General features: G+C 73.4%; 21 protein-coding genes. 8 read left to right on the forward strand and 13 right to left on the reverse strand.

What is annotated here, in order from left to right:
* The first annotated feature begins 54 nt into the window (after window positions 1–54).
* Together IG64_RS27510 and IG64_RS27515 are read left to right on the forward strand one after the other, a co-directional pair.
* On the forward strand, window positions 55–1338 hold the full coding sequence (locus IG64_RS27510; RefSeq protein WP_037861058.1) for a thymidine phosphorylase: 1284 nt from the start codon (window positions 55–57) through the stop codon (window positions 1336–1338).
* A 106-nt stretch (window positions 1339–1444) separates the two neighbouring features.
* Window positions 1445–1687, forward strand: coding sequence for a hypothetical protein (locus tag IG64_RS27515; protein WP_051813383.1), 243 nt, complete (start codon window positions 1445–1447; stop codon window positions 1685–1687).
* Window positions 1688–1693: 6 nt separating this feature from the next.
* Here IG64_RS27515 and IG64_RS27520 read toward each other — a convergent pair whose 3' ends face one another.
* Window positions 1694–2614 (reverse strand): AEC family transporter, encoded by a 921-nt coding sequence (locus IG64_RS27520; RefSeq protein ID WP_037861061.1) that lies wholly within the window; start codon window positions 2612–2614, stop codon window positions 1694–1696.
* Between the two features lie 218 nt (window positions 2615–2832).
* Here IG64_RS27520 and IG64_RS39360 point away from each other — a divergent pair, with 218 nt between their 5' ends.
* Entirely contained in the window at window positions 2833–3219 is a 387-nt protein-coding gene (locus IG64_RS39360) for an STAS domain-containing protein (protein ID WP_158771650.1), read from the forward strand.
* On the opposite strand, the gene IG64_RS27525 is transcribed toward IG64_RS39360, so the two are convergent.
* The gene (locus IG64_RS27525; RefSeq protein WP_037861062.1) at window positions 3103–4119 is read right to left on the reverse strand and encodes a sigma-70 family RNA polymerase sigma factor; all 1017 of its coding nucleotides are present in this window, start codon (window positions 4117–4119) and stop codon (window positions 3103–3105) included. The two genes, IG64_RS39360 and IG64_RS27525, sit on opposite strands and share 117 nt — an antisense overlap.
* Before the next feature lie 154 nt (window positions 4120–4273).
* Window positions 4274–5614 (reverse strand): MFS transporter, encoded by a 1341-nt coding sequence (locus IG64_RS27530; RefSeq protein ID WP_037861064.1) that lies wholly within the window; start codon window positions 5612–5614, stop codon window positions 4274–4276.
* A gap of 62 nt (window positions 5615–5676) precedes the next feature.
* Here IG64_RS27530 and IG64_RS27535 point away from each other — a divergent pair, with 62 nt between their 5' ends.
* On the forward strand, window positions 5677–6651 hold the full coding sequence (locus tag IG64_RS27535; RefSeq protein WP_037861065.1) for a LysR family transcriptional regulator: 975 nt from the start codon (window positions 5677–5679) through the stop codon (window positions 6649–6651).
* 146 nt (window positions 6652–6797) lie between these two features.
* Here IG64_RS27535 and IG64_RS27540 read toward each other — a convergent pair whose 3' ends face one another.
* Window positions 6798–7556, reverse strand: a complete 759-nt coding sequence (locus IG64_RS27540) for an alpha/beta fold hydrolase (protein ID WP_078884252.1) — start codon at window positions 7554–7556, stop codon at window positions 6798–6800.
* Window positions 7557–7763: 207 nt separating this feature from the next.
* Between IG64_RS27540 and IG64_RS27545 the strand changes: the two genes are divergently transcribed.
* Together IG64_RS27545 and IG64_RS27550 are read left to right on the forward strand one after the other, a co-directional pair.
* Complete coding sequence (locus IG64_RS27545) at window positions 7764–8927, forward strand: adenosine deaminase (RefSeq protein WP_037861067.1); 1164 nt, start codon at window positions 7764–7766, stop codon at window positions 8925–8927.
* Between the two features lie 138 nt (window positions 8928–9065).
* Complete coding sequence (locus IG64_RS27550; protein WP_037861068.1) at window positions 9066–9419, forward strand: hypothetical protein; 354 nt, start codon at window positions 9066–9068, stop codon at window positions 9417–9419.
* An 89-nt stretch (window positions 9420–9508) separates the two neighbouring features.
* Here the strand turns inward: IG64_RS27550 and IG64_RS27555 are convergent, their stop codons facing one another.
* From IG64_RS27555 to afsQ1, 5 genes are all read right to left on the reverse strand, one after another.
* Complete coding sequence (locus tag IG64_RS27555; RefSeq protein ID WP_037861070.1) at window positions 9509–9712, reverse strand: PspC domain-containing protein; 204 nt, start codon at window positions 9710–9712, stop codon at window positions 9509–9511.
* Between the two features lie 64 nt (window positions 9713–9776).
* Window positions 9777–10346, reverse strand: coding sequence for a VanZ family protein (locus tag IG64_RS27560; protein WP_037861072.1), 570 nt, complete (start codon window positions 10344–10346; stop codon window positions 9777–9779).
* A gap of 235 nt (window positions 10347–10581) precedes the next feature.
* On the reverse strand, window positions 10582–11217 hold the full coding sequence (locus IG64_RS27565; protein ID WP_051813385.1) for a hypothetical protein: 636 nt from the start codon (window positions 11215–11217) through the stop codon (window positions 10582–10584).
* Window positions 11214–12839, reverse strand: coding sequence for a sensor histidine kinase (locus IG64_RS27570; protein ID WP_037861074.1), 1626 nt, complete (start codon window positions 12837–12839; stop codon window positions 11214–11216). The genes IG64_RS27565 and IG64_RS27570 overlap by 4 nt, the downstream gene beginning before the upstream one ends.
* Entirely contained in the window at window positions 12836–13513 is a 678-nt protein-coding gene (gene afsQ1 / locus IG64_RS27575; protein WP_158679181.1) for a two-component system response regulator AfsQ1, read from the reverse strand. The genes IG64_RS27570 and afsQ1 overlap by 4 nt, the downstream gene beginning before the upstream one ends.
* A gap of 193 nt (window positions 13514–13706) precedes the next feature.
* On the opposite strand from afsQ1, the gene IG64_RS27580 reads away from it, so the two are divergent.
* Complete coding sequence (locus tag IG64_RS27580) at window positions 13707–14444, forward strand: SigE family RNA polymerase sigma factor (RefSeq protein ID WP_037861076.1); 738 nt, start codon at window positions 13707–13709, stop codon at window positions 14442–14444.
* A 346-nt stretch (window positions 14445–14790) separates the two neighbouring features.
* Here IG64_RS27580 and IG64_RS27585 read toward each other — a convergent pair whose 3' ends face one another.
* The gene (locus tag IG64_RS27585; RefSeq protein ID WP_234438629.1) at window positions 14791–15426 is read right to left on the reverse strand and encodes a uridine kinase family protein; all 636 of its coding nucleotides are present in this window, start codon (window positions 15424–15426) and stop codon (window positions 14791–14793) included.
* A gap of 127 nt (window positions 15427–15553) precedes the next feature.
* Here IG64_RS27585 and IG64_RS27590 point away from each other — a divergent pair, with 127 nt between their 5' ends.
* Window positions 15554–15958: a hypothetical protein gene (locus tag IG64_RS27590; protein WP_037861080.1), complete on the forward strand. Its 405-nt coding sequence runs from the start codon at window positions 15554–15556 to the stop codon at window positions 15956–15958.
* Between the two features lie 109 nt (window positions 15959–16067).
* Here the strand turns inward: IG64_RS27590 and IG64_RS27595 are convergent, their stop codons facing one another.
* Genes IG64_RS27595 through deoC form a run of 3 tightly spaced genes read right to left on the reverse strand, consistent with a single transcriptional unit; the run spans window position 16068 to window position 19367 of the window.
* Window positions 16068–16973, reverse strand: a complete 906-nt coding sequence (locus IG64_RS27595; RefSeq protein ID WP_037861081.1) for an aldehyde dehydrogenase family protein — start codon at window positions 16971–16973, stop codon at window positions 16068–16070.
* Window positions 16963–18402 carry an aldehyde dehydrogenase family protein gene (locus tag IG64_RS27600; RefSeq protein ID WP_037861082.1) on the reverse strand — a complete coding sequence of 480 codons (1440 nt, stop codon included), beginning with the start codon at window positions 18400–18402 and terminating at the stop codon, window positions 16963–16965. The genes IG64_RS27595 and IG64_RS27600 overlap by 11 nt, the downstream gene beginning before the upstream one ends.
* A gap of 5 nt (window positions 18403–18407) precedes the next feature.
* Window positions 18408–19367: a deoxyribose-phosphate aldolase gene (gene deoC, locus IG64_RS27605; RefSeq protein WP_037861083.1), complete on the reverse strand. Its 960-nt coding sequence runs from the start codon at window positions 19365–19367 to the stop codon at window positions 18408–18410.
* Window positions 19368–19434 lie beyond the last annotated feature (67 nt).

Genomic DNA, 19434 nt, shown 5'->3' on the forward strand with positions numbered 1-19434 from the left:
CGGGGGGCCGCACCCTCGGGAACCCCCTTCGCACCCTGGAAGGAAGCGAACGCCATGGCCATGGACGCCATCTCCGTCATCCGCACCAAGCGGGACCGCGGCGGACTCAGTGACGAGCAGATCGACTGGGTCATCGACGCGTACACCCGCGGGGAGGTCGCCGACGAGCAGATGTCCGCGCTCGCCATGGCCATCCTGCTCAACGGCATGGACCGCCGGGAGATCGCCCGCTGGACCGCCGCGATGATCGCCTCCGGCGAGCGGATGGACTTCTCCTCGCTGTCGCGGCCCACCGCCGACAAGCACTCCACCGGCGGCGTCGGCGACAAGATCACCCTGCCGCTGGCCCCGCTGGTCGCCGCCTGCGGCGCGGCCGTCCCGCAGCTCTCGGGCCGCGGCCTCGGCCACACCGGCGGCACCCTGGACAAGCTGGAGTCGATCCCCGGCTGGCGCGCCCTGCTGTCCAACGAGGAGATGCTGTCCGTGCTGGACGGCGTCGGCGCGGTGATCTGCGCGGCCGGTGACGGCCTCGCGCCCGCCGACAAGAAGCTCTACGCGCTGCGGGACGTGACCGGCACGGTCGAGGCGATCCCGCTGATCGCCTCCTCCATCATGTCCAAGAAGATCGCGGAGGGCACCGGTTCGCTGGTCCTGGACGTGAAGGTCGGCTCCGGCGCCTTCATGAAGACGATCGGGGACGCCCGCGAACTGGCGTCCACCATGGTCGGTCTCGGCACCGACCACGGGGTGCGGACGGTCGCGCTGCTGACGGACATGTCGACCCCGCTCGGTCTGACGGCCGGCAACGCGCTGGAGGTCCGCGAGTCCGTGGAGGTCCTGGCGGGCGGCGGCCCGGCGGACGTCGTCGAACTGACCCTGGCACTCGCCCGCGAGATGCTGGACGCGGCCGGCCTGAAGGACGCCGACCCGGCCAGGGCCCTGGCCGACGGCTCCGCGATGGACGTCTGGCGCCGCATGATCGCCGCGCAGGGCGGCGACCCGGACGCGCCGCTGCCCACGTCGAAGGAACAGCACGTGATCAAGGCCGCCTCCGCCGGCGTCCTCACCCGCCTGGACGCCTACGACATCGGCGTGGCCGCCTGGCGGCTGGGCGCGGGCCGCGCCCGCAAGGAGGACCCGGTGCAGGCCGCGGCGGGCGTGGAACTCCACGCCAAGCCCGGCGACACGGTCACCGCGGGCCAGCCCCTGCTCACCCTGCACACGGACACCCCCGAGCGTTTCGAGTACGCCCTGCAGGCCGTGGCCGGCTCCTACGACATCGCCCCGTCCGGCACGGACTTCACCGCCTCCCCGGTGGTGCTGGAGCGCATCGCCTGACCTGCCCTGCGGCCGGAGGCCGCTGTCGTCACGGCCCTCGTCCGGGTGAACGGGACCGGTGCACCGCCGCCGGTCCCGTCCGGCATGCTGGGACCGGTGACGCACCGTGACGTCCGAGTCGAACGCCCGCCATGACCGCCTCGGCGAGCCCGCCGCCCGTGCCACCGCGGGTGTCCCGCTACACCTCCTCGTCGGCCGCCGGGCTCCCGGCGGCCCGGCCCCCACGCTCCGCGGAGAACCGAAGGGTGACGCCCCGCGCCCCCTGGTCACGGCCGGGTTCGGTGAGCCCGTCGCGCTTCCCGCCCCCTTCGGCCTGGTCCTCGGCACCGGCGAGTTCCCGGTCGGCTGACGGCCCTCACCCGAGCAGGGCCGCCACCGCCACCAGCACCGGTACGGCCAGGATCGTCGACAGCAGGACCGACTCGCGGGCCAGGGTTTCGCCGGTCCGGTAGCGGCTCGCGTACGTGAACAGGTTCTGGGCGGCGGGCAGGGCCGAAGTCACCACCACGTCCAGCAGGGCCGCGCCGTGCAGGCCGAAGACGCCCGCCGCCAGCGCCCAGGCCGCCACCGGCTGGCCCACCGACTTGAGCGCCACCGACAGCAGCACCGGATGGCGGTCCGGTCCACGGCCCGGGGCCGCACTGCCGCGCAGGGCGATGCCGAAGGCCAGCAGGACGGCCGGGACGGACATGTCGGCGATCAGGGTCAGCGGTTGCAGGACCGGGCCGGCAAGGCGCACCCCGGTAGCGGAGACCAGGACACCGCTCAGGGCCCCCACCGCGACCGGATTGCGCAGCGGTGTGAGCAGCCGCCGCCACAGCGGGCCCTTCTCGCCCGCACCGGACAGGTCGAGCACCGTCAGCGCGACCGGCGTGACGACGATCTGCTGGAACAGCAGGACCGGCGCCACCAGCGAGGCGTCGCCGAGGACGTACGCGGCGATGGGGATGCCGAGGTTGCCTGAATTGACGTAACCGGAGCACAGCGCGCCGATCGTGGTGCGGCCCACGCCCCAGCCCCGTACGACGCCGACCGCCGTGAAGACGCCCGCCGCCGCCACCGTGCTCATCGCCGTCACGAGGAGCCGGCTGGAGAACACCACCGACAGGTCGGCCCGCGCGAGCGTCGTGAACAGCAGGGCCGGGGTGGCCACCTGGAAGGCCAGCCGGGTCAGCACCTCGCGGCCCTGGTCGCCGAGCGAACCGCGCCGCCCGAGCACGTAACCCACCGCGATGACGACCGCGATGACCGCGAACCCCGTCAACACCCCTTGCACGCGGCCTCCCCGGCGGACGGGAGGCCGTCGCGTATCCGGGACGGCGGGGGCGGTGCTGATCGTCGGCGCATGCCGCCCACCTTCCGGGGCGGCGGAGGAGCGGGTCAATGTGATCTCCGCCGGGGCCCGGCGCGTCAGCGGCGGCCCCCTCCGGCAGCCGCGGCGGCACGGGCGTGCTCACGCCGGCGCGTGCACCGGCTCGCCGGCGGGGCCGGCCGATGAGTTCCGCCGGTGCCGCCGGTCTACCGGTCGTGGATGCCCGGACACCCGCCGTACTCGTGCTGCCCGGCCCCGTCGCACGTGACGAGGTGGCCGGGCTCTGTGCCGACGTGCGGTCGCTGCTGAAGGACGGACCGGCCTCCGTCGTCGTCTGCGACGTCGGCGGGCTCGGGCCGCCGGGGCTGGCGGCCGTCGACCTGCTGGCGCGGCTCCAGCTCGCCGCCCGGCGGGCCGGCGGACGGATCCGGCTGCGCGACCCCGACCCCGCGCTACCCGCCCTGCTGGACCTGGTCGGCCTCGCCTTCGAGGTGGAGGGGCAGGCCGAAGAGCGGGAACCACCGCTGGGTGTCCAGGAAGCAGTGGAACCCGGTGATGCGGCCCGCTGAGATCTCCAGGACCTGCACGGCCCACGGGGCGAACCCGCCCTTCTCCGGGTCCGGCTTGTACTGGGCGAAGGCGGGCAGGCCGTTGGCCTCGACCGGCACCAGCCGGGAGTTCGCGCAGGCCGCGCCCGTCGTCGCCATGAAGCCGGTGATGTCCGCCGGACCCGTCAGCCACAGGTCGAACGGCGGCATCGTCATGATCGCGTCCTCGTGCAGCAACGCGGTCAGCGCCGTCATGTCGTACCCCTCGAACGCCTTCACGTAGCGCTCCAGGAGCTTTCGCTGCTCCTCGTCCAGCGGGTCGGACACGTCGGCACGGGCACCGGCCTCCTCGCGCTCGGCGAGGGTGGCGCGGGCCCGCTGGAGGGCGCTGTTGACCGAGGCGACCGTGGTGCCGAGCAGCTCGGCGACCTCGCTCGCCTTCCAGGCCAGCACCTCCCGCAGGATCAGCACGGCCCGCTGCTTGGGCGGAAGCTGCTGGAGCGCGGCCATGAAGGCCAGCCGCACGGACTCCTTGGCGACCGCCGCCTCCGCCGGGTCCTCGACGGTGGGCAGCACCCGGCCGTCCGGCACCGGCTCCAGCCACGTGTTGTCGGGGCGGGGCGCCAGGGCGGCCCGGGCCAGCGGCGTCGACTCGGTCAGGTCCATCGGCCTGGCCCGCTTGCCGCCCGCCGTCAGCATGTCCAGGCAGACGTTGGTCGCGATCCGGTACAGCCAGGAACGGAGGCTGGAACGGCCCTCGAACCGGTCGTGGCCGCGCCAGGCGCGCACCATCGTGTCCTGGACCGCGTCCTCCGCCTCGAAGGACGAACCGAGCATGCGGTAGCAGTAACCGGTCAGCTCGACCCGGTACTTCTCCAACTGCATGTCCAGGTCCGCCGGCGCCGCCGTCCCGTTGCCCATCGTCGTCCACCCACCCCTGTGGCCGTCCCGTCCGGATGCGTCGTCGCACCCGGCACTCCGGAAGCTACCGCAGCCCACTGACAATGGCCCGCGGACTCGGAGAAACAGCAGGCCGCAGGGGGGTCGGCGCGGGACCGGCCGGCGAGGCCGGCGGCTACGCCGCCGCCGGACCGGTGCGGGTGCCCCGCACGCCCGCCCGCCGGGCCGCCCGCGAGCCGAGCACCGTGATCGTCACGACCCCCGCGACCGCCAGCAGCCCCACCCCGACGGTCCCGCTCCAGCCCTGGGCGTGGAAGGCCGTCGCGCCGACCGTGCTGCCGACGCTGGAGCCGACGTAGTAGGCGGACTGGTAGAGCGCGGAGGCCTGCGCGCGGCCGTGCGTCGCGGTCCTGCTGACCGCCGAGGAGGCGACCGCGTGACCGGCGAAGAAGCCCGCGGTGATCAGGACCAGGCCCAGCAGGACGAACGCCACCGAGTCCGTCAGGGACAGCAGCAGGCCCGCCGCCGTGGTCCCGCCCGCCAGGTACAGGGCGCCCCTGCGGCCCAGCCGGCCCACCAGCCGGCCGGCCGTGGAAGCCGACACCGTGCCCACGAGGTACACCAGGAAGATCGACCCGATGATGCCCTGCGGGAGCGAGAACGGCGCCTCGGTCAGGCGGTACCCGATCACCGTGTAGACGCCGCCGAACACCGTCATGAACAGCGCGCCGATCGCGTACAGGCGCCGCAGCAGCGGGTCGGCCAGGTGGTCGCGCACCGTCGCGGCCAGCACACGCGGGCGCAGCGAGCCCGGCGTGAAGTGGCGCGGCGCCGGGAGCAGCAGGCGGAAGGCCACCGCGCACCCGACCGCGATCACCCCGACGATCCCGACGGCGACCCGCCAGCCCCACTCCTGGGCTACCCAGCCGGTGATGACCCGCCCGCTCATCCCGCCGACGCTGTTGCCCGCCACGAACAGGCCGATCGCGGTGACCAGCGCCTTGGGGCGGACCTCTTCGGCCAGGTACGCCTGCGCCGAGGCGGGCAGTCCGGCGAGCGCGGCGCCCTGCAGCGCCCGCAGCGCCACCAGCGCGCCCAGCGACGGGGCGAAGGGCACCAGCAGGCCGACCACCACCGCGACCGCCAGCGACGCCGTCATCACCGTACGCCGCCCGAAGCGTTCCGAGAGCGCGCTCATCGGCAGGACGAAGAGCGCCAGGCCCCCGGTCGCCGCCGCCACCGTCCAGCTCGCCTCGCTCGCCGCCACCCCGAACTCCCCGGAGATCAGCGGGAGCAGCGCCTGCGTGGAGTACAGCAGGGCGAAGGTGGCGACCCCGGCGAGGAAGAGGGCCAGGCTCATCCGGCGGTAGCCGGGGCCGCCCGGCGCCATCCGGGAGTCGGCGGCGGGGGAAGCGGCGGGCGCGCCGGGAGGTGCGGTGCGGGCGGCGGGAGAGGCGGTGGGGGCGGCGTTCGCGGCGTCCACGGCGGTGGACGCCCCGGTATCGGCGGGAGACATGCTTCGACGGTAGGAACCCCGCGTTCATCCGTCCAATGCACACACTCGCCATAATCGTTCCCATGGTGCATCAGCAGAGGTCACAGTGGCGCGTGTCACCGTCCGGTGACACAGAAGTCATGCGCGGGAACGGTGAGGAGGAGATCGCGCGGCTGCTCGCGCCGCGGCTCGCCTACTTCGCCGGTGTCGCCCGCACCGAGCACGTGACGCGCGCTGCCCAGGAGATGAGAGTCCCGCAGTCCACGCTGTCGCGGGCCATGGTCCGCCTGGAACAGGACCTCGGCGTCGACCTGTTCGCCCGGCGCGGCCGGACCGTGTCCCTCACGCCCGCCGGACGCACCTTCCTCGGCTCCGTCGAACGCGCCCTCGCCGAGGTCCGGCGCGCCGCCGAGGAGGTGCGCGCCGACGCCGACCCGGCCACCGGCAAGGTCGCCTTCGGCTTCCTGCACACCATGGGCGCCGAGACCGTGCCCGGCCTCCTCCAGGCCTTCCGCGCGGACCACCCCCGCGTCCGCTTCAGCCTCGTGCAGAACTACGGCGAGGCCATGCTGGAGCGGCTGCGCGCGGGCGAACTGGACCTCTGCCTGACCTCACCCGTCCCCGACGCCCCCGACCTGGTCGCCCGGCGCCTGGACGAGCAGAAGCTGCGCCTGGTCGTCCCCGCCGACCACCGGCTCGCCGGCCGCCGCCGCGTCCGGCTCGCCGAGGCCGCCGAGGAGACCTTCGTGACCCTGGAGCCGGGGTACGGCATGCGCCGTATCGCGGACGCGCTGTGCCGGGAGGCGGGCTTCACCCCGCGGATCGCCTTCGAGGGGGAGGAGACGGAGACGCTGCGCGGCCTGGTGGCGGCCGGGCTCGGGGTCGCCCTCCTCCCGCCGCCGGCCGTGCCCCGGCCGGGCGTGGCCGAACTGACGGTCACGGCGCCGCGCGCGGTGCGGGAGATCGGCGTGGCCTGGCTGGAGGGCCACCCGGACACACCGCCGGTGGCGGCCTTCAAGAAGTTCCTGCTCTCCCGGCGGGGCAGACTGCTGCCGTAGGCGGTGCCGTCAGGGGCCCGGTGCGCCGCCGCGACGGGCGTGCCCCGGTCCGGTCCGCCGCCGCGGCGGCGCGGTGGCCGGGCGAGCCGGTCCCGGTCGCGGCGGCGCGGTGGCTTGGCGGGCCGGTCCCGGCCACGAAGGTGCGGTCACTGCCGCAGCGACTTGCCGAACCCCGCTGCCAGCGGCATCCGCAGCCCCAGCGGCGGCGGTGCCGCCAGCGCGTCCCGCACCGGCCGCGACAGCACCCGGCCGAACAGCGCGCCCATCACGAAGTTCGCGGTGAGCGCGGCCACTTCCTCGCGGTACTGCCGTAATCCGTGCCCGTCGGCGTGGACCTCGAACCGGCACACGTCCCGGTTCGCCTTCTTCGCACGCTCCGCGAAGCGGAAGGACAGCTCGGGGTCGGTGCGTTCGTCGTTCGTGCCGTGCACGATCAGCACCTGCCGGCCGGCGAGCTGCTTCACCGGTTCGGGCGAGGCGGCGACGTCGTCCTCGGGCAGCCAGGGGGCGATCGCCACCACCGAGTTGACGGCCTCGTGCCCGGCCGCGTGCAGGGCCGCCCGGCCGCCCATGTCGAGACCGGCCAGGCACACGGGGACGTCTCCGTAGCGCCGTACGGTCTCCTCCACGGCCCAGGTGGCGTCGTGCGCGGGGTGCGCCTCGCTGCCGTTCCAGCCGTGGTAGCGGTAGTGCACCACGTGGGTCGCCAGGCCCTCGGCGCGGCCCGCGCGGGCCAGCCGGCGCCCCAGGGCGCGCGCCCTGGCGGCCGCCAGGGCGCGGGGTCTGCGCGCGGACACCTCCCGGCCCGCCGGGAGCAGCAGCACCGCTCCGCTCACCGCGGTCGGCTCCGGGCCGAGCGTCCTCCCCAGCCGGGCCGTGCGAACCGGCGTCGCTTGCTGTGCCATGACAGAACAGTGTCAGAAGGCCGGGTGTACGCGACCCGTCCGTGCGGTCACCGTTACGTATCGGCGCGGATGTGCGGACGGGTACCGGCCACCCGGCCGGGGCGCCCGCGGCGGCGGAGACGCACGGCGAGGACGCACGGCCGTACGCGCCGGGCCCGGCGGGCCGCGTACGGCTCTCTCTACGCGCGTAGGAGTTAAAGTGCGGAAATGACGAGCCAGCCTGCCCTTCCGGGGAGTGCCCCGAGCCGTGACCAGATCCGCCGCGCGCCCAAGGTCCTGCTGCACGACCACCTCGACGGCGGGCTGCGCCCGGCGACCGTCGTGGACCTGGCCCGTGCCGGCGGCTACGCGCACCTGCCCGACACCGATCCGGACAAGCTCGGCCTGTGGTTCCGCGAGGCCGCCGGCTCCGGCTCGCTGGAGCGGTACCTGGAGACCTTCTCCCACACGGTCGGCGTGATGCAGACCCGCGACGCGCTCGTCCGGGTCGCCCGCGAGTGCGCCGAGGACCTCGCCGCGGACGGTGTCGTCTACGCCGAGGTGCGCTACGCCCCCGAGCAGCACCTGGAGGGCGGCCTCAGCCTGGAGGAGGTCGTCGAGGCGGTCGACGAGGGCTTCCGGGAGGGGGAGAGGGCCGCCCTCGCGGACGGCCGCCGCATCCGGATCGGCGCCCTGCTCACCGCGATGCGGCACGCGGCCCGCTCCCTGGAGATCGCCGAACTCGCCGACCGGTACCGGGACTCGGGCGTCGTCGGCTTCGACATCGCGGGCGCCGAGGCAGGCTACCCGCCCACCCGGCACCTGGACGCCTTCGACTTCCTGAAGCGGGCCAACAACCACTTCACCATCCATGCCGGGGAGGCTTTCGGGCTGCCCTCCATCTGGCAGGCGCTGCAGTGGTGCGGCGCCGACCGGCTCGGCCACGGGGTGCGGATCATCGACGACATCCACGTCCGTGAGGACGGCAGCGTCCAGCTCGGCCGGCTGGCCGCCTACGTCCGCGACAAGCGCATCCCGCTGGAGCTGTGCCCCAGCTCCAACCTCCAGACCGGCGCCGCCGCCTCCTACGCGGAGCATCCGATCGGTCTGCTGCGGCGCCTGCACTTCCGTGCCACGGTCAACACGGACAACCGGCTGATGTCCCACACCAGCATGAGCCGGGAATTCGAGCACCTTGTCGACGCATTCGGTTACACGCTCGACGACATCCAGTGGTTCTCCGTCAATGCGATGAAATCAGCGTTCATTCCTTTCGATGAACGACTGGCCATGATCAATGACGTGATCAAGCCGGGATACGCGGCCCTGGAATCCGAATGGCTGTTCCGCCAGAACGCCTCCACCAGCACTTCTTCGACTCAGAAGGGCTGACCGAAGGGAAAGTGCGGGCCGGGCGGGGTGAAACGGTTTTGTCACCCGTTGGGATTTTGATGTTTGCGGTGCGACACCCGACATGTTTACGGTCGAGGACCGCTCAGTCCCCCGTCTTCCAGTCAAGGACGCATTTTCATGAAGCAGTCTGCCGTCAAGACCCTCGGTGTCGCCGCCCTCGGTGCCGCGTTCGCCGCGGCCGGCGCGGGTGCCGCGAACGCCGCGCCCGCCGCCCCGGACGCCGGCCAGGCGCTGGGCACCGTCAGCAAGGCGCTCCCCACGGAGAACGTCACCAAGACGCTGCCGGGGGCCGGTCAGGCACTGGACCAGGCCAAGCCGACCGTCGCGACGGGTCTCGCCGCCGCCCAGCCGGTGGTCCAGAGCATGCTGGAGCACGGCCCGACCGCACCGGTCGCCGGCCTGCTCGGCGGGCTGCCCGTCAACGGCCTGCCCACGCACGGCCTGCCGGTGAACGGTCTGCCGCTGGGCTGAGCCGCACCCGGCCCGACGGCTTCGCCGGTACGCCGCCGGGGCGCACCCCTTGCTCCGGGGTGCGCCCCGGCGGCGTCCGGTCACCGCGGCTACCACGCCGTGCGGGCCGCCTTGTCCTCGGCGGGCAGCAGGATCCACAGCGCGATGTAGAGCAGGAACTGCGGGCCGGGCAGCAGGCAGGACAGCAGGAAGATCACGCGCATCGTCGTCGCGGAGGTGCCGAAGCGCCGGGCCAGCGCGGCACACACTCCGCCGATCATGCGGCCGTTGGTGGGGCGGGAAAGGGCGCTCATCTCGGTGCCTCCGTGGACTGTCGGTGCGGAGCCTCCCCGTCGGCGGCCCCGTCTGACCACCACGCTACGGAGACGAAGGGGGCAAAGCGTCGCTCCACGGGGCGATCCCGACCCTGGGAATCGTCGGGGTCCGCCCCTGAGAGGTGTCCTCCCGGCGTGCCGCCCACCCGCCGCGGCGCAGCAGGGCACGTGCCGCTGGGACGACCGCGAGGTGGGCGAGGGCGACCCCGGCGGTGTTCAGGAGCAGGGTGTCGACGTCCACCACCCGGCCGGGCACGCCGGTCTGCAGCAGGGCGATCCCCAGGGACACCAGGGCGCCGGCGGCGGTCGTACGGACCCCGGACGCCAGCGGGGAGACGGCCAGCACCCTGCCGTGCACGAGCGGGAGCAGCACTCCCAGCGGGGCCAGCAGCACCAGCCCCTCCCCGATGCGCCGGACCGCCTCGGCGCCGCCGAGCGCCAGGTCGGCGCGGATCGTGGTGAGCGGCCGCAGATTCGCCGGCATCACCCACGGGACGTCCAGCGGCCGCAGCATCAGCCAGGCGACGAACGCGAGATGGGCGACGAGGAGGACACCCCCTGTCACGCGGACGCGGAACGCGGCGCTGCCGCCGATGGAGCCTTGAAGCTGCACGCCCCCCAAGACGCGCCCCCTCGCACGATCGGTTCCGGAAAACCCGTCACCCGCCCCGATGAGTCCCACACCACACGGCCGGCGGCCACCGGGCCCGCGCGCCACGGCGGGCGGCGGGGCGCCCGGGCGGGGGAGCCACGGCGGCCCGGCCGGGGTGCCACGGGCGGCCGGGCCGCGGCCGGAGCCCGGCCGGACCCGGCGGGGTGCGCACGGCCCGGGCGGCCCGGGCAGGGGGTCAGGCGGGTGTGACGTCCGTCGACGGGGGCCTGGTCGTGCCGGGGCGGGAGCGGAGGTCGTCCGTGCACTCGTAACGGCGCAGGTGCGGGTCGGCGGGGCCGCCGAGGACCACTGAGCCGTCGCCCTCGGCCGCCGCCGAGTCGGACAGCGTGCAGACGATCTGTGCGAGCGCGTAGGGGTCGAGACGGCCCGGCGCGGTGCTCAGCCGCAGGCTGTCCTCGGGGTCCTTGGGGCGCGGCCCCGACACGGTCAGACCGGCCGGGACGTGCGTGGTGTACCCGGCCGCCTTCTCACTGGCCGACGGCGGCGCCGCGAGCTGGCTCAGCAGGCCCTGCGCCACGATCAGCCGCCGCCGCGCGTCCGCCGTGCCCTCCGGCACCGGCACCACCCGGTCCACGGTCACCAGCGACGAGCCGCACAGCAGGAACGCCTGGACCGGCACCCCCCGCGAGGTCTGCGTGGCCAGGTCGGGCTGGGACAGCGAGCACGGCACCCGCGAGGGCGCCCCCCCGAAGTCCGTGGGCACCCCCGTGGGACGGATCCCGCACCCGGCGAGCAGCAGGGCCAGGGCGGGCAGTGCCAGCAGCGGCCGGTGGGCGGACGTCCAGCGTCCGCGGGTTCCGCGCGCCCTCACCGGGCACCCCCCTTCGTGCCACCGGCCGCGCCGGTGCCCTCGCCGTCGCCGCTCCGGCCCCCGGCGCCCTCCGCGCCCTCCTCGGTGAGCGCCGAGGCGTCCCGCGGCAGCCGCAGCGTGAACACCGCACCGCCCTCGGGCGAGTTGGCCGCGGTGATGTCACCGCCGTGGATGTGGGCGTTGTTGAGGGCGATGGACAGACCCAGTCCGCTGCCCTCCGAACGCGGCCGGGACGCGCTCGCCTTGTAGAACCGGTCGAAGACGTGCGGCAGGACGTCCTCGGGGATGCCCGGGCCGTGGTCGCGGACCTGGATCACGATCTGCGCGTCCTCCTCCGTCTCCCCGGACGACTCCCGCACCGACACCCGCACCGGCGAACCGCCGTGCTTGAGCGCGTTGCCGATCAGGTTGGCGAGGATGACGTCGAGGCGGCGCGGGTCCAGCCGGGCGTGCAGGCCGCGCTCGGCGTCCAGCTCCACCGCGTCCAGCCAGGCCCGCGCGTCGATGCACGCGGTGATCTGGTCGGCCAGGTCCACGTCGTCCAGCACCAGCCGGGCCGTGCCCGCGTCGAAACGGGTGACCTCCATCAGGTTCTCGACCAGGTCGTTCAGCCGCCGCGTCTCGCTGACCACCAGCCGCACCGCCGGTTCGATCATGGGATCGATGCCGCCGCCCTCGAACTCCAGCTCCTCCTCCAGCACCTCCGTCACGGCGGTGATGGCGGTCAGCGGCGTCCGCAGCTCATGGCTCATGTCCGCCACGAAGCGCCGGGACGCCTCGTCCCGGGCGGCCATGTCGGCGACCCGTTTCTCCAGCGCCTCGGCCGCGTTGTTGAACGTCCGTGACAGATCGGCCAGTTCGTCCGTGCCGGACACCCGCAGCCGGGTGTCGAGCCGGCCCTCGCCGAGCCGCCGCGCGGCGACACCGAGCCGGTGCACCGGCTTCAGCACGGTCGTCGCGGCGGCCTGCGCGAGCAGCGCCGCCCCGACCAGCGCCAGCGCGGTCGCGATCCCCAGCGACCAGGCCAGCGAGTTGAGGTCCTTGGCCTCCGGCTCCAGCGACTTGAGCATGTAGCCGGTCGGACCGCCGCCGATCACCCTGGTCCCGGCCACCAGGTACGGCGTGCCGTGCTCGGTGACCCGCTGCCAGTACAGGTGGTACGCCGACGTGTTCCCCGAGGAGAGCGACTGCTCCTTGTTCACCGCGGTCCGCAGGGTCTTGGGCACGTCCTGGAGCGAGAACCCGCTCAGCCCGCCCGAACTTGCGTACAGCGCACGGCCGTCCGTGTCCTCGCCCACCAGCAGCACACTGAACCGCTGGCTGCTGCCCGCCATCTGCCCGGCGGTGTGCTGCAACTGGTCCTGCGAGGGGTGCACCGGCAGCGTGCCCGCACGGTTCTGCATCTCCTGCCGGAAGTCCCGCAGCACCGCGTCCTGCGCGCGGGTCAGCACCGCCTCACGGTTGAGCCAGTACGCGATCCCGGAAGCCGAGACGGCGGCCGTCAGCGCCACCAGCGCGAAGACGACGACCAGCCGCAGCCGCAGACTCGTGAACCGCCACCTGGACAGCACTCCCTTGCGTCCCGCGGACCAGCCGCCGGACCCCCCTTGCTCCTTGGTCACTGAGGCGCGTCCAGGCGGTAACCGACCCCGCGCACGGTCCGGATCAGCGTCGGCGACGACGGCACGTCCTCCACCTTGGCCCGCAGCCGCTGCACACAGGCGTCCACCAGCCGCGAGTCACCGAGGTAGTCGTGCTCCCACACCAGCCGCAGCAACTGCTGCCGGGACAGCGCCTGACCGGGCCGCCGGCTCAGCTCCAGGAGCAGCCGCAGCTCGGTCGGGGTCAGCTGCAGGTCCTCGCCGTTCTTCGTCACCGTCATCGCCGCGCGGTCGATGACCAGGCTGCCGAAGGCCGCCGCGTCGTTCGCCTCCCGCTCGCCGCGCCGCAGCACGGCCCGGATCCGGGCGTCCAGCACCCGCCCCTGCACGGGTTTGACGACGTAGTCGTCGGCGCCGGACTCCAGGCCCACCACCACGTCGATGTCGTCGCTGCGCGCGGTGAGCAGGATGATCGGCAACTGGTCCGTGCGCCGGATGCGCCGGCACACCTCGAACCCGTCGATGCCGGGCAGCATCACATCCAGCACGATCAGGTCCGGCCGCTGCTCGCGCAACAGCTTCAGACCGTCCTCACCACTGGCAGCGGTGGCCACCCGGTGTCCCTGGCGCGTCAGTGAGAGCTCCAGGGCCGTCCGGATGGCGTCGTCGTCCTCGATCAGCAACAGGGAAGGCACGGGCCTCATTCTGGCCCATGCGGGGCCGGGGTTTCGACACCCGTACGGCTCTGTACGGACCGGCCGGCGACTTGAGGCCCTGTGACAGGTCTGTGACAGTCGGCGGACACGGCCATGAAGTGCCCCGGGCAGGATTTTCGACACCAGCAAGGAATGATCCGAACACCAGAGGTCCACCGACGGGGGGCGCGAGATGAACACGCTGCACGGCACCAGCACCAGCGCAGTGGTCACGCGTCTGCACGACGTGACCCGCGGATCGGAGAAGACCGGTGCGGCGGGGGCGCGGGGATGCGCTCGCGGCACCGGGCGTCAGCACACCGCGTACATGACGGTGGTCGACGCGCAGACGGGGGAGACACACGGGGGAACCGCGTACGGGGAGGCCCCGGGGGAGCGCCGCAGCCCGTCGGAGGCGGAGTTCACCGCCTACGTCCAGGAGCGCCGCGCCTCCCTGTACGCCACCGCCTACCACCTCACCGGCGACCGCTTCGAGGCCGAGGACCTGCTGCAGAGCGCGCTGTTCTCGACCTACCGGGCGTGGGACCGGATCAGTGACAAGGCGGCCGTCGGCGGATACCTCCGCCGCACCATGACCAACCTGCACATCAGCGCCTGGCGGCGCCGCAAGCTCAACGAGTACCCGACCGAGGAACTGCCGGAGACGCCCGGCGACACGGACGCGATGCGCGGCACCGAACTGCGCGCCGTCCTGTGGCAGGCGCTCACCCGGCTGCCCGAACTCCAGCGCACCATGCTGGTCCTGCGCTACTACGAGGGCCGCACGGACCCGGAGATCGCCGACATCCTCGGCATCAGCGTCGGCACGGTGAAGTCCAGCATCTGGCGCTCGCTGCGCCGGCTGCGCGACGACGAGGTCCTCAGCTTCGGCCGTGACCAGGAGGAGTCCTTCGGCGAACTGGTCGCCTGACCGGACCGCCGCAGGCTGGGGGGAAACGGGGGAACAGGGGGGATCCACGGGGGAGCAGGGGGAAAAGGGGGACCCACGGGGGAAACAGGGGAAAGGGGAACCCCACGGGGGAAGTGGGGGAACACGGGGAGCGGGGCTGGAGGGCCGGGGGGTCCGTCCAGTCCCGCCTTCGTGTGTGCGCCCGCCCACCGGCCGGGCGGGGGCGCCGCCGCCGGGCCGTCCAGCGCCGCCGTCCGGCCGTCGTCACGCCGCCGTCAGCGTCGGCACCGCCGTCCGGCCGCTGCCACACCGGCCGTCCGAGACGGCATCCGCCGCCGGGCCGTCCAGCACCGCCGTCCGGCCTCCGTCACGCCGCCGTCCGCGTCGGCATCCGGCGGCCCGCCGCCGCGGCCGCCAGCCGTCCCAGCGCCTCGTCCCGGCCGCAGGCGTGCGCGCCCAGGGAGACCTGGCGGGCGACGATCGCCCGCTCCGCGCGCATCAGCCGCCAGCCGCGGCGCAGCAGGAACGGCACCGACTTGCGGCCCTCCCGCAGATCCCGCAGGAAACGGCGCCGGAAGGTCGTGACCGGACCCCGGGCCAGACACAGCGCGTCGGCCAGCACGCCCAGTTCACGGCAGCGCTCCACGATCTCCGCCGCAAAGACGCCCTCCGCGACGAACAGCGGCGTACGCCCGATGCGCAGCGTCTCCTCACCGGTGCGGGCGCTGCGCGCGAGGTCGTACACCGGTACGCCCGTGGAGCCCGTGGCGCACAACCGGGTGATCGCCTCGACGGCGACGTCGGCGTCCCACGAGGCGGGATGGTCCCAGTCGATGTCCGAACTCCCCGCCACCAGCGGCAGCGTCGGGTCGTCGCCCTCCTTGTAGAAGTCGTCGAGGCGCAGCACGGGCAGCCCGGAACGGGCGGCGACCAGGGACTTGCCGGAACCCGAGGGGCCGCACAGCAGCACGACACGGGCGGGGGACGGGGGATGAAGGCTCACGGAACACCAGTTTGACGCATGGCGGCCTTCCTGCCGAGCCCGCGGGTCGGCTTTGGCGGGTGGCTCATGTCTCAACTACCCTGTGCGCTGATTCCGTTACCCAGCGCATCAGAAGGCGGCACCAGAAATGGCCCGACACGCGTCCGCGTCCGTTCCCCGTCCCACCGTCCGGCGCGTGCTGATCGCCGTGGCGACCGCCGGAGCGGCCCTGGGGGCGGGCGCGTCGACGGCCGCGGCGGAGAGCCTCCCGGTCCTGAACGGCGAGTACCAGACCGGCTCCGTCGGGAAGATCGACCCGCAGGCGGGACTGCGGGCGCTGACGGGCACGGTCGGCTACGTCACCGGTCCGGTGGCCGGTCTCAAGCCGAACCCGCTGGCGGGCACCGGCGTCGACCCGCTGGACAACGGGATCGGCACCAAGCTCGCCGACTTCCAGCCGCTGACCTCGCAGATGCTCACCCACCCGGTGGCACAGGCCCCGTCGGTCGGCAGCATCCCGGTGCTGGGGCAGGTGCTCGGCGCGGTGCGCTGACCGGCCTGCGCCCCCGCCGACGCGGAGAGCCGCGCCTTCCCCGGACCGAGGGAGGGCGCGGCTCTCGTCCGTGCGGCCGCGGCCTGCCGCTACGGCGCTGTCGGCGCCGTCAGTACGACGAGCCCGAGGCGCCGAGCGAACCGGTCGGGTGCCAGACCGTCTTCGTCTCCAGGAACGCCGTCATGCGGTCGGTGCCCGGCGTCGCCGACCAGTCGTCCACAGGCTGTGGACGCAGGACGCGCTTGAGGTTGTCCGCCGCCGCGATCTCCAGCTCCTTCGCCAGCGTCTCGTCGGCGCCCGCGAGGTCGATCGCGTTGACGTCCTGGTGCGCGGCGAGCGGCGCCGCGATCTCCGCCGTACGGCCGGAGAGCACGTTGACCACTCCGCCGGGCAGGTCGGAGGTGGCCAGGACCTCGCCCAGGGAGAGGGCCGGGAGCGGGGACCTCTCGCTCGCGACCACCACCGCCGTGTTGCCGGTGGCGATCACCGGGGCGATCACCGAGACCAGGCCCAGGAAGGACGACTCCTGCGGGGCCAGAACGGCCACCACACCGGTCGGCTCGGGCGAGGAGAGGTTGAAGAACGGGCCCGCGACCGGGTTGGCACCGCCGGTCACCTGTGCGATCTTGTCGGTCCAGCCCGCGTACCAGACCCAGCGGTCGATCGTGGCGTCCACGGCCGACGCCGCCCTGGACTTCGACAGGCCCTCCGCGTCGGCGACCTCGCGCACGAACTGCTCGCGGCGGCCCTCCAGCATCTCGGCGACGCGGTACAGGATCTGGCCGCGGTTGTAGGCGGTCGCGCCCGACCAGGCGCCGAACGCCTTGCGGGCGGCCACCACCGCGTCCCGGGCGTCCTTGCGGGAGGCGAGCGGGACGTTCGCCAGCCAGTTGCCCTTCGCGTCGCTCACCTCGTACACCCGGCCGCTCTCGGAACGCGGGAACTTCCCGCCGACGTACAGCTTGTAGGTCTTGAAGACGGAGAGTCGCTCAGTCTTGTCGGTCTTATCGGACATCGAGGTACGCCTCCAGGCCGTGGCGGCCGCCCTCGCGGCCGAAGCCCGACTCCTTGTAGCCGCCGAACGGCGAGGCCGGGTCGAACTTGTTGAACGTGTTGGACCAGATCACGCCCGCGCGGAGCCTGCCCGCGACGGCGAGGATCCTCGACCCCTTCTCGGTCCAGATGCCGGCGCTCAGGCCGTACTGGGTGTTGTTCGCCTTGGCGACCGCCTCGTCCGGCGTGCGGAAGGTGAGGACCGACAGCACCGGGCCGAAGATCTCGTCCCGGGCGATGGTGTGCGCCTGGGTGACGTTCGTGAACAGCGTCGGGGCGAACCAGTAGCCGGAGGAGGGCAGTTCGCAGGCCGGGGACCAGCGCTCGGCGCCCTCCGCCTCGCCCCGCTCGGCGAGCGCGGTGATCCGGGCCAGCTGCTCGGCGGAGTTGATCGCGCCGATGTCCGTGTTCTTGTCCAGCGGGTCGCCGAGGCGGAGCGTGCCCAGGCGGCGCTTGAGGGAGTCCAGCAGCTCGTCGTGGACCGACTCCTGGACCAGCAGGCGCGAGCCCGCGCAGCAGACCTGGCCCTGGTTGAAGAAGATGCCGGTGACGATGCCCTCGACGGCCTGGTCGACCGGGGCGTCGTCGAAGACGATGTTGGCGCCCTTGCCGCCCAGTTCCAGCGTGAGCTTCTTGTCCGTGCCCGCGACCGTGCGCGCGATCTCCTTGCCGACGGCCGTGGAGCCGGTGAAGGCGACCTTGTTCACGTCCGGGTGCGCGACGAGCGCGGCGCCCGCCTCGCCGTAGCCCGGGAGGATGTTGACGACACCCTTGGGCAGGCCCGCCTGGCGGCAGATGTCCGCGAAGAAGAGGGCGGACAGGGGGGTCGTCTCGGCGGGCTTGAGGACGACCGTGTTGCCGGTCGCGAGCGCCGGGGCGATCTTCCACGCCAGCATCAGGAGCGGGAAGTTCCACGGGATGACCTGGCCGGCCACGCCGAGGGGCCGCGGGTTCGCGCCGAACCCGGCGTGGCCGAGCTTGTCGGCCCAGCCCGCGTAGTAGAAGAAGTGCGCCGCGACCAGCGGCAGGTCCGCGTCGCGGGTCTCCTTGATCGGCTTGCCGTTGTCCAGGGTCTCCAGGACGGCCAGCTCGCGGCTGCGCTCCTGGATGATCCGGGCGATGCGGAACAGGTACTTGGCGCGCTCGGAGCCCGGCAGCGCCGACCACTTCTCGAACGCCTTGCGGGCGGCCTTCACCGCGCGGTCGACATCGGCCTCGCCCGCCTGGGCGACCTCGGAGAGGACCTCCTCGGTGGCGGGGCTCACCGTCTTGAAGACCTTGCCGTCGGCCGCGTCCGTGAACTCGCCGTCGATGAACAGGCCGTAGGAGGGGGCGATGTCGACGACCGAGCGGGACTCGGGAGCCGGTGCGTACTCGAATGCGGATGCCATGGTGATCAGTCCACCGTCACGTAGTCGGGGCCGGAGTAGCGGCCGGTGGCCAGCTTCTGACGCTGCATCAGCAGATCGTTCAGCAGCGAGGAGGCGCCGAAGCGGAACCAGTGGTTGTCCAGCCAGTCCCCGCCCGCGGTCTCGTTGACCAGGACCAGGAACTTGATGGCGTCCTTGGAGGTGCGGATGCCGCCGGCCGGCTTCACGCCCACCTGCACACCGGTCTGCGCCCGGAAGTCGCGCACCGCCTCCAGCATGAGGAGCGTGTTGGCGGGGGTCGCGTTGACCGCGACCTTCCCGGTGGAGGTCTTGATGAAGTCCGCCCCGGCGAGCATGCCGAGCCAGCTGGCACGGCGGATGTTGTCGTACGTCGACAGCTCGCCGGTCTCGAAGATGACCTTCAGGCGGGCGGCGGTCCCGCAGGCCTCCTTCACGGCGGTGATCTCGTCGAACACCTTCAGGTACCTGCCCGCGAGGAACGCCCCGCGGTCGATGACCATGTCGATCTCGTCCGCGCCCGCCGCGACGGCCTCGCGCACGTCGGCCAGCTTCACGTCCAGGGCGGCGCGGCCCGCGGGGAAGGCGGTGGCCACCGAGGCGACCTTGACGCCCGAGCCGGCGACGGCCTCCTTGGCGACGGCCACCATGTCCGGGTAGACGCAGACCGCGGCCGTGGTGGGGGCCGTACGGTCCGTCGGGTCGGGATGGACCGCCTTGGCGCCGAGCGCCCGGACCTTGCCCGGGGTGTCCGCGCCTTCCAGCGTCGTCAGGTCGACCATCGAGATGGCGAGGTCGATGGCGTACGCCTTGGCGGTGGTCTTGATGGAACGGGTGCCGAGCGAGGCGGCGCGCGCCTCGAGGCCGACCGCGTCGACGCCGGGCAGCCCGTGCAGGAAACGGCGCAGCGAGCTGTCGGACGCCGTGACGTCGGAGAGCGGCGGCGCGGAGGGTGCAGTGGTGGGCATGGTCACCAGGTGAGCATATCTACGCGCGTAGCGGCTGTACACCCCCGGCGGTGTGGGTCGGGGCACC

The organism is Streptomyces sp. NRRL S-340 (assembly GCF_000720185.1).
Classification (GTDB): domain Bacteria; phylum Actinomycetota; class Actinomycetes; order Streptomycetales; family Streptomycetaceae; genus Streptomyces.

What these genes read in the sequence shown, in the direction of transcription:
- deoC (WP_037861083.1), bottom strand. Translation starts at nt 19,367, where the DNA reads ATGCCCACCACTGCACCCTCCGCGCCGCCGCTCTCCGACGTCACGGCG.
- IG64_RS27595 (WP_037861081.1), bottom strand. Translation starts at nt 16,973, where the DNA reads ATGTCCGATAAGACCGACAAGACTGAGCGACTCTCCGTCTTCAAGACC.
- IG64_RS27535 (WP_037861065.1), top strand. Translation starts at nt 5,677, where the DNA reads ATGGTGCATCAGCAGAGGTCACAGTGGCGCGTGTCACCGTCCGGTGAC.
- IG64_RS27555 (WP_037861070.1), bottom strand. Translation starts at nt 9,712, where the DNA reads ATGAGCGCCCTTTCCCGCCCCACCAACGGCCGCATGATCGGCGGAGTG.
- IG64_RS27510 (WP_037861058.1), top strand. Translation starts at nt 55, where the DNA reads ATGGCCATGGACGCCATCTCCGTCATCCGCACCAAGCGGGACCGCGGC.
- IG64_RS27600 (WP_037861082.1), bottom strand. Translation starts at nt 18,402, where the DNA reads ATGGCATCCGCATTCGAGTACGCACCGGCTCCCGAGTCCCGCTCGGTC.
- IG64_RS27590 (WP_037861080.1), top strand. Translation starts at nt 15,554, where the DNA reads ATGGCCCGACACGCGTCCGCGTCCGTTCCCCGTCCCACCGTCCGGCGC.
- IG64_RS27540 (WP_078884252.1), bottom strand. Translation starts at nt 7,556, where the DNA reads ATGGCACAGCAAGCGACGCCGGTTCGCACGGCCCGGCTGGGGAGGACG.
- IG64_RS27580 (WP_037861076.1), top strand. Translation starts at nt 13,707, where the DNA reads ATGAACACGCTGCACGGCACCAGCACCAGCGCAGTGGTCACGCGTCTG.
- IG64_RS27525 (WP_037861062.1), bottom strand. Translation starts at nt 4,119, where the DNA reads ATGGGCAACGGGACGGCGGCGCCGGCGGACCTGGACATGCAGTTGGAG.
- IG64_RS39360 (WP_158771650.1), top strand. Translation starts at nt 2,833, where the DNA reads ATGAGTTCCGCCGGTGCCGCCGGTCTACCGGTCGTGGATGCCCGGACA.
- IG64_RS27545 (WP_037861067.1), top strand. Translation starts at nt 7,764, where the DNA reads ATGACGAGCCAGCCTGCCCTTCCGGGGAGTGCCCCGAGCCGTGACCAG.
- IG64_RS27530 (WP_037861064.1), bottom strand. Translation starts at nt 5,614, where the DNA reads ATGTCTCCCGCCGATACCGGGGCGTCCACCGCCGTGGACGCCGCGAAC.
- IG64_RS27550 (WP_037861068.1), top strand. Translation starts at nt 9,066, where the DNA reads ATGAAGCAGTCTGCCGTCAAGACCCTCGGTGTCGCCGCCCTCGGTGCC.